Origin of the sequence: Mesorhizobium sp. M6A.T.Cr.TU.017.01.1.1 (genome assembly GCF_004023115.1) — a bacterium.
GTDB classification, from domain to species: domain Bacteria; phylum Pseudomonadota; class Alphaproteobacteria; order Rhizobiales; family Rhizobiaceae; genus Mesorhizobium; species Mesorhizobium mediterraneum.
Genome location: NZ_RZTA01000011.1, coordinates 82,789 through 90,224, shown reverse-complemented (window position 1 = coordinate 90,224; position 7,436 = coordinate 82,789). Strand labels below are relative to the sequence as shown.

Genomic DNA, 7,436 nt, shown 5'->3' with positions numbered 1-7,436 from the left:
TGGTCGTGGGTCACGTAGATCATTGTTGTGGCAGGCATCGACTCCTTGAGCTTGGCGATCTCGATGCGGGTGGCGACGCGCAGTGCCGCGTCGAGGTTCGACAGCGGCTCGTCGAACAGGAAGACCTTCGGGTTGCGCACGATGGCGCGGCCGATGGCGACGCGCTGGCGCTGGCCGCCCGACATCGCTTTGGGCAAGCGGTCGAGATATTTGGTCAGCTGCAGGATTTCCGCCGCTTGGCGCACCCGCTTGTCGATCTCGGCCTTGCTCTCCTTGCCGATCTTCATCGAGAACGCCATGTTGTCGTAGACGGTCATGTGCGGATAGAGCGCATAGGACTGGAACACCATGGCGATGCCCCGCTTCGACGGCGGCACGTCGTTGACCACCTCGCCGGCGATCTTGAGTTCCCCGGAGGTGATTTCCTCAAGCCCGGCGATGGACCGCAGCAAGGTCGACTTGCCGCAACCCGAAGGGCCGACGAAGACGATGAACTCGCCCGACTTTATGTCGAGGTCGATACCGTGGAGAATGTTGAGATTGCCGTATGATTTCTTCACTTGCCTTAGCGTGACATCGGCCATGGGTTCCCTCCAGTGAATTGCAAACTCAGTCGATGCGCCCGAACCAGGCGCCGTAGCCGCCGAGGCGGATAGAGCCGGCGCCAGTCTGTCCCCAAAACCCGTGCCCCGGCAAGGGCTGCAGCGAGCGTCCGCCGAGATTGACTTCCGCCGGTCGGCTGCCGAGATTGAAGACGCAGACGATCTGCTCGTTGCCCTCGCGGCGCGTGAAGGCGACCGTATCGCCCTCGCTCTCGATGAAGTCGATATCGCCCTTGGCCAGCGCCGGATGCAAACGGCGGAAGGCGAGAAAGCGCCGGTAGTGTTCAAGCAGCGAGCTGTCGTCGCCCTGCTGCACATCGACCGCTTGCGAAAGGTGCTTGGCGGGCACGGGCAGCCATGGCTTTGCCTTGGAGAAGCCGCCATTGCTGTCGGAGCCATCCCAGACCATCGGCGTGCGGCAGCCGTCACGGCCCTTGAATTCCGGCCAGAAGCGGATGCCGTAGGGGTCCTGCAGATCCTCGAATTGCAATTCCGCTTCGCCAAGACCAAGCTCCTCGCCCTGATAGATGCAGACCGAGCCGCGCAGCGACATCAGCAGCGCCGAGATCACCTTGAGATAAGCGGTCTGGTCGGCTTCACCGGCCGCCCAGCGCGAGGCAGTGCGCATCACGTCGTGGTTGGAGAACGCCCAGCACGACCAGCCGTCGCTGGCGACCTTGCCGAAGGCTTCCAGCACCGAGCGCACCTTGGCCGCGCTGATTTTTTCGGGCGCCAGGAAGTCGAACGAATAACACATGTGCACGCGCTTGCCGCCGGCCGTATAGGCCGCCACCACCTCCAGCCCGCGTTGCGAATCGCCGACTTCGCCGACCGCCGCTGTCGCCGGATATTCGTCGAGCAGGGCGCGGAAGCGCTCGAGGAAGCCGAGGTTTTCGGGGCGGCTCTTGTCGTAGAGGTGGTCCTGGTAGTTGTAAGGGTTGACGGAAGGAGCAGTCTGGTCGTTGCGTTCTTCGGGCGGCAGCGGCGGATTGTCCTCCAGGCCCTGGCTGTGGAAATAGAAGTTGATGGTGTCGAGGCGGAAACCGTCGACACCGCGCTCCAGCCAGAAGCGGGTGACATCGAGCAGCGCGTCCTGGACGGCGCGACTGTGGAAATTAAGATCGGGCTGCTCGGCCAGGAAATTATGCAGGTAATATTGCTGGCGGCTGGTGTCCCATTGCCAGGCAGAGCCGCCGAAGATTGACAGCCAGTTGTTGGGTGGCGTGCCGTCGGGCTTGGCGTCGGCCCAGACATACCAGTCTGCCTTGGGATTGGTGCGGCTCGAGCGGCTTTCCCTAAACCACGGATGGATGTCGGCCGTATGCGACAGCACCTCGTCGATCATCACCTTGAGCCCGAGCCTGTGCGACTCGGCGGTCAAGGCATCGAAATCGGCCAGCGTGCCGAACATCGGATCGACGTCGCAATAGTCTGACACGTCGTAGCCGAAATCCTTCATCGGTGATTTGAAGAACGGCGAGATCCAGATGGCATCGACGCCGAGCGCAGCGATATAGGGGAGCCTGGCGATGATGCCCCTGAGGTCGCCGATGCCGTCGCCGTTCGAATCCTGATAGCTGCGCGGATAGATCTGGTAGATCACGGCACCGCGCCACCAGTCGCGGCCGACGGCGAGGTCGGGGCTCAACGTCGCTTTCACAGCGGATTGCATGATCTCAACCACCTTTCACTGAGCCGGCGAGCAGCCCGCGGACGAAATAGCGCTGCAGCGAGAAGAACACGATCAGCGGCACGACAATGGTGATGAAAGCCGATGTCGTCAGGATCTCCCAGTCGCCGCCGCGCGAGCCGAGCAACGCATTGAGCTTGGCGGTCAGCACGATCTGGTCGCCCTCAGTGCCGAGGAAAACCATCGCAACCAGCAGGTCGTTCCACACCCACAGAAACTGGAAGATGGCGAAGGAGGCCAGCACCGGGAACGACAGCGGCAGCACGATCTTGACGAAGATCTCGAAATCGCTGGCGCCGTCGATGCGCGCCGATTCCATGATTTCGCGCGGCAGGCCGGCAATGTAGCTTCTCAGGAGATAGATAGCGAAAGGCAGACCGAAGCCGGTATGCGCCAGCCAGATGCCGAGATAGGTTTTCGACGGCACGCCGAAGAAGCTGCCGACGCCGTTGTAGAGCTTCAGCAGCGGGATCAGCGACATTTGCAGCGGCACGACCAGGAGGCCGATGATAACCGCGATGAGCAATGCCCGGCCGGGAAAGCGCATCCAGGCCAGCGCATAGGCCGCGAACGCCGCGATCAGGATCGGGATGACAGTCGCCGGGATGGTGACGGTCAGCGAATTCATGAACGAGCGGCCGATGCCCTCCGAAAACAGCACCGTATTGTAATTGTCGGTGGTGAACTTCGGCGGCGCCGACGAGGCGTAGTAGACGCGCTGGCCGCGCTTGCCCTCGAAGGGCTTCGTTGAGGTCATGACGAAACTGCCGTCGGCGTTGAGCTGCAAGGTCTCGCCGTCGCCGAGATCGGCTGTCGTGCCGGCGGGATATTGCGTCGGCGCCGCCGACTTGACGCCGAAGGCGCTGATGTCGCGGGCCGCATCCTCGCCGAAGATGTTGCCCTCGAGGACGAACTTGCCGTCCTTCTCGACTTGCGCCGAGGCGGGTGGCAGCCGGCCCGCTTCCGTCTGGGTGGAACTGGCAAACGAGTTCCACCAGCCCGAGGCGATGATCTGATCCTTGTCGCGCAGCGACGAGACGAGAATGCCGAGGGTCGGGATGGTCCAGATCGCGACGAAGATGAAGACGGCGATATGGACGCCGAAACGGCTGGCAAAAGACTTTCCGGTCGCCACGGCCATCTCAATGTCCTCCCGTCTCTTTGTTCGCCTGGCGGATGTTCCAGACCATGATCGGAATGACCGCGATCATGATGATGATGGCGATGGTCGCGCCACGGCCGAAATCACCGCCGCCGCGGAACATCCAGTCGAACATCAGATTGGCCAGCACCTGGCTGTTCCATTGGCCGTTGGTCATGGTCAGCACGATGTCGAACACCTTCAGCACCAGGATGGTGATGGTGGTCCAGACGACGGCGATCGTGCCCCAGATCTGCGGCACCATGATCTTCCAGAAGATCTGGAACGGATTGGCGCCGTCGATGACGGCCGCTTCCAGCGTCTCTTCGGGAATCCCCCGCAAGGCTGAGGACAGGATGACCATGGCAAAGCCGGTCTGGATCCAGATCAGGATGATCATCAGGAAGAAATTGTTCCAGAACGGCAGCGATATCCAGACCTGCGGCTGGCCGCCGAAATACTGGATGATGGCGTTGAGCAAGCCGATCTGCGTCTGGCCGGCGCCTCTATACTCATAGATGAATTTCCAGATGACGCTGGCGCCGACAAAGGAGATGGCCAGCGGCAGGAAGATGAGGCTCTTGGCGATGGTGCCCCACCAGATCTTGTCGGTGAGGACGGCGATGATCAGCCCGAGGAAGGTGCAGGCGGCAGGCACGACCGCCAGCCAGATGATGTTGTTGAGGATGGAGGTGCGGAACTCGCGGTCGCCGAGCGCCCATTCATAGTTGGCGAAGCCGACGAAATTGGCGCCGCCGCGATCGAGGAACGACAGCCTGAGCGTTTCCACGACCGGGTAGATCAAATAGATGGTGAGGATTATCATGGCCGGGCCGACGAACAGCCACGGCCGGATCATCCCCTGCCGGCGCAAATTGTCGATGGCCGCAGCACCTGCGACGCCGCGCGACGGGAAGATGATGTCCACCAGCTTGTTGGCGCCCCAGAAATAGGCGACGCAGCCGCCGACGCCGACGATGATGACAAATATGGCCGAGAAAATCTGAGCCGCCACGGGTCCCTCCCTCTGCGCATGATCCGCCAGTCGAGAATGGCTTTGGCGACGGGATCATGGGCCGATTCAGTTGTTGAGAGCGATCGAACGCAACCCGGTTTCCACCATTGCTGATCGCACTCCAAGCTGGAATGTCGTTGTACTCGTGACAATCGGTGCGGCGCGGGCCGCCGGTCGGATCCGGGCCATTGAGGCCCGGATCCATTCAGGATCGGTGGTCCGCACGTTCAGCCGGGGACGCCTACTTGATCGCGTCCCAGCTCTTCTGGATGTCGGTGGCGACATCCTGGGCGGACTTGCCGCCGACGAGATCGATCATGCCGGTCCAGAAGGCGCCGGCGCCGATCTTGCCCGGCATCAGGTCGGATCCGTCGAAGCGGAAGGTCGAGGCTTTGGCAAGGATTTCGCCCTGCTTCTTCAGCGCGTCGCTGGCATAGGCATCCTTGTTGACCGATTTGAGCGGCGTCACGAAACCGCCCTGGGCCATCCATATCTCATGGGCGAGCGGCATCTTCAGGAATTCGATGAACGCGCGGGCACCCTTGCTATCCTTGGTGATCATGGCCAGCGTGCCGGCGCCGAGCACTGGGGTGCCGAGGTCGGGCTTGGAGGCGTAAGGTGGGAAGTAGAAGAAGTCGGCATCCTGGCCGATCTCGGTGCCTTCCGGGAAGAAGGTCGGGATGAACGACGCCTGATGATGCAGATAGCATTTCGGCGGCACCGAGAACAGGCCTTTCGGGCTGTCGCGGAAGTCGGTCGCCGCCACCGCCTTGGCGCCGCCGTCGACCATTTTGTCGTCGGTCGCGATCTTGCCGAAAACGTCGATGGCATTGACCACCGCGGGATCGTTGAACGGAATCTCGTTCTTCACCCACTTGTCGTAGGTCTCGGGCGTCTGGGTGCGCAGCATGATGTCCTCGACCCAGTCGGTCGCCGGCCAGCCGGTGGCGCCGCCCGAACCGAGCCCGATGCACCATGGCGTGCCGCCGTCGGCGATGATCTTCTTTTCGAGCTCGGCGAGCTCTTCCTGCGTCTTCGGCACCTCGTAGTCGGCTTCCTCGAAATTGTCAGGCGAGTACCAGACCAGCGATTTCACGTCGGCCTTGTAGGGAAAGGCGAAGAAGCCCGGCTTGCCGTCCTTGTCGTTGAAGGTGCCGAGATCGACCCATGACTGGCCGGCGCCGTAATTGTCTTTGATCCAGTTGGCGGTGTCGTCGCCGAGCGGCGTCAGCAGGCCCTTGGACGCCAGGTCCTGGATCAGGCCCGGCTGCGGCAGCACGGCGATGTTAGGCGGGCTGCCGGCTTGCGTGTCGATGACGATCTGCTGTTCGTAATTTTCCGACGAGGAGTATTTGATCTCGGCGCCGGTGGCTTCCGAGAAATAGTCGAGAACGGTGCGGATGAGGCCCTCGTCCTCGCCGCGCCATGGTCCGAAGATCGACAGCGTCTCGCCCTTGAGGTCGACCTTCTGAAGTTCTTCGTAATTCGCCCAGTTGAAGCGGGGATCTTCGCCCGGCTTGAACTTCAGTTCGGCTTGCGCCGGTGCACCCAAGGCGAGCGCGACAAAGGCGGCGCTCAGCAGAAGCATTTTCTTCATCGGTATTCCCTCCCAGTGGTGACAAACACGGGACGGAACCTCCATTCCGTCCGCCGACGCTGCAGGACTGTGACTCAGTCGGAAAGGAACCGCAACCTTTCGAAGAGTCTTCCAAAGCGCTTTGGTCTTTTCGATCACGCCACTGAATCGATCAGGAGTCAAGAGGGGTCGCGTGCTAATCGATTTAATTTTCGCGATATAAGAGCAACTAAAGTGCGCTGCAGCATGCTTTTTTGGCGCTGCGGCAGCATATTTTGCTTCAAACTGGTCGGAAACGGTGCTTATGGTCTTTGCATCAGGCAGGGCTGCCCGTAGCGGCTAGGCCGATCCATAGTTAAAGCGCTTTGAGGCTTGGAGGCCTCCGGTGAACCTCAAACAGCTCTCCCACATGCTGGCGCTTTCGCAGACAACGGTAAGCCGCGCGCTGAACGGCTACCCGGAAGTCAATGAGGAAACGCGCCGGCGGGTGATCGACGCAGCCAAGCGCCACGGCTACCGACCCAACCCGAGCGCGCGCCGGCTGGCCACCGGCAAGACCGGGATGATCGGTTATGTCTTGCCGACCGGCACGGCCGTCGACATCGACCCGCATTTCGTCGAATTCCTGTCCGGTCTCGGCGACTATGCCCGTTCGCATGAACTCGACCTGGCGCTGTCCCCGGCCGATGCCGACGACCAGGAGACGACCTACCGGCGTATTGTCGCCAACCGGCAGGTCGACGCCGTCTACATCTCCTCGCCGAAGCCGGCCGACCGGCGGGTGGCGCTGGTCAACACGCTCGGCATCCCGTTTATCGTCCATGGCCGCAGCGAAGGGCTCGATTTCGACTACCCTTTCACCGACATCGATAATGAGGGTGCCTTCCACGAGGCGGCACGGCTGCTCGTCCAGCTCGGTCACCGGCGGTTGGCGCTGATCAACGGCGACGACCGCGAGACTTTCGCCATCCACCGCGAGCGTGGCGTGCGCCGGGCATTGGCAGCGAGCGGTCTGGTGCTTGGCGAAGGCCATGTCTGTTCCCTCGCCATGACCGAGGAGAACGGCTACCGCGCCGCCAGACGGTTGCTCGAGCAGAGCGATGCGCCGACAGCGATCGCCTGCTCCAGCCTGATCATGGCGCTCGGCGTCGTGCGCGCGGTGCGCGATCTCGGCCTGACCATCCCGGGCGACCTGTCGCTGATCGCCCATGACGACGTCTTCGCCTGGCTGAAGCCCGAGAATTTTTCGGTGCCGTTGTCGACGACGCGTTCGTCGATCCGCCTGGCCGGCGCCCGCGTCGCCGAGCGCCTGGCGGCGCGGATTTCCGGCCTGGAGGAGGGCGCCCGCGGCGAAGTCTGGCCGGTCGATCTGGTGATCAGGGGATCGGTCGCCGGCGCGCCGGGTTAGGGGG

6 protein-coding genes are annotated in these 7,436 nt (G+C 62.3%); 1 reads left to right on the top strand and 5 read right to left on the bottom strand.

Annotation, left to right across the window (positions count from 1 at the left end):
• The 5 genes from EOB36_RS05775 to EOB36_RS05755 all read right to left on the bottom strand — a co-directional run.
• Window positions 1-584, bottom strand: a 584-nt coding sequence (locus tag EOB36_RS05775) for an ATP-binding cassette domain-containing protein (protein WP_128284497.1), incomplete at its 3' end; no start/stop codon positions are given.
• 25 nt (window positions 585-609) lie between these two features.
• The gene (locus EOB36_RS05770; protein ID WP_128284496.1) at window positions 610-2,274 is read right to left on the bottom strand and encodes an alpha-glucosidase; all 1,665 of its coding nucleotides are present in this window, start codon (window positions 2,272-2,274) and stop codon (window positions 610-612) included.
• A 4-nt stretch (window positions 2,275-2,278) separates the two neighbouring features.
• Window positions 2,279-3,433, bottom strand: coding sequence for a carbohydrate ABC transporter permease (locus EOB36_RS05765; protein WP_126103953.1), 1,155 nt, complete (start codon window positions 3,431-3,433; stop codon window positions 2,279-2,281).
• A gap of 1 nt (window position 3,434) precedes the next feature.
• Window positions 3,435-4,448, bottom strand: a complete 1,014-nt coding sequence (locus EOB36_RS05760; protein ID WP_128284495.1) for a sugar ABC transporter permease — start codon at window positions 4,446-4,448, stop codon at window positions 3,435-3,437.
• 241 nt (window positions 4,449-4,689) lie between these two features.
• Window positions 4,690-6,045 (bottom strand): ABC transporter substrate-binding protein, encoded by a 1,356-nt coding sequence (locus tag EOB36_RS05755; RefSeq protein WP_128284494.1) that lies wholly within the window; start codon window positions 6,043-6,045, stop codon window positions 4,690-4,692.
• A 364-nt stretch (window positions 6,046-6,409) separates the two neighbouring features.
• On the opposite strand from EOB36_RS05755, the gene EOB36_RS05750 reads away from it, so the two are divergent.
• Window positions 6,410-7,432, top strand: coding sequence for a substrate-binding domain-containing protein (locus tag EOB36_RS05750; RefSeq protein ID WP_095484412.1), 1,023 nt, complete (start codon window positions 6,410-6,412; stop codon window positions 7,430-7,432).
• Window positions 7,433-7,436 lie beyond the last annotated feature (4 nt).

Excerpts from the sequence above, each read along its gene's own strand:
- EOB36_RS05770 (WP_128284496.1), bottom strand. The coding sequence starts at position 2,274 with ATGCAATCCGCTGTGAAAGCGACGTTGAGCCCCGACCTCGCCGTCGGC.
- EOB36_RS05765 (WP_126103953.1), bottom strand. The coding sequence starts at position 3,433 with ATGGCCGTGGCGACCGGAAAGTCTTTTGCCAGCCGTTTCGGCGTCCAT.
- EOB36_RS05755 (WP_128284494.1), bottom strand. The coding sequence starts at position 6,045 with ATGAAGAAAATGCTTCTGCTGAGCGCCGCCTTTGTCGCGCTCGCCTTG.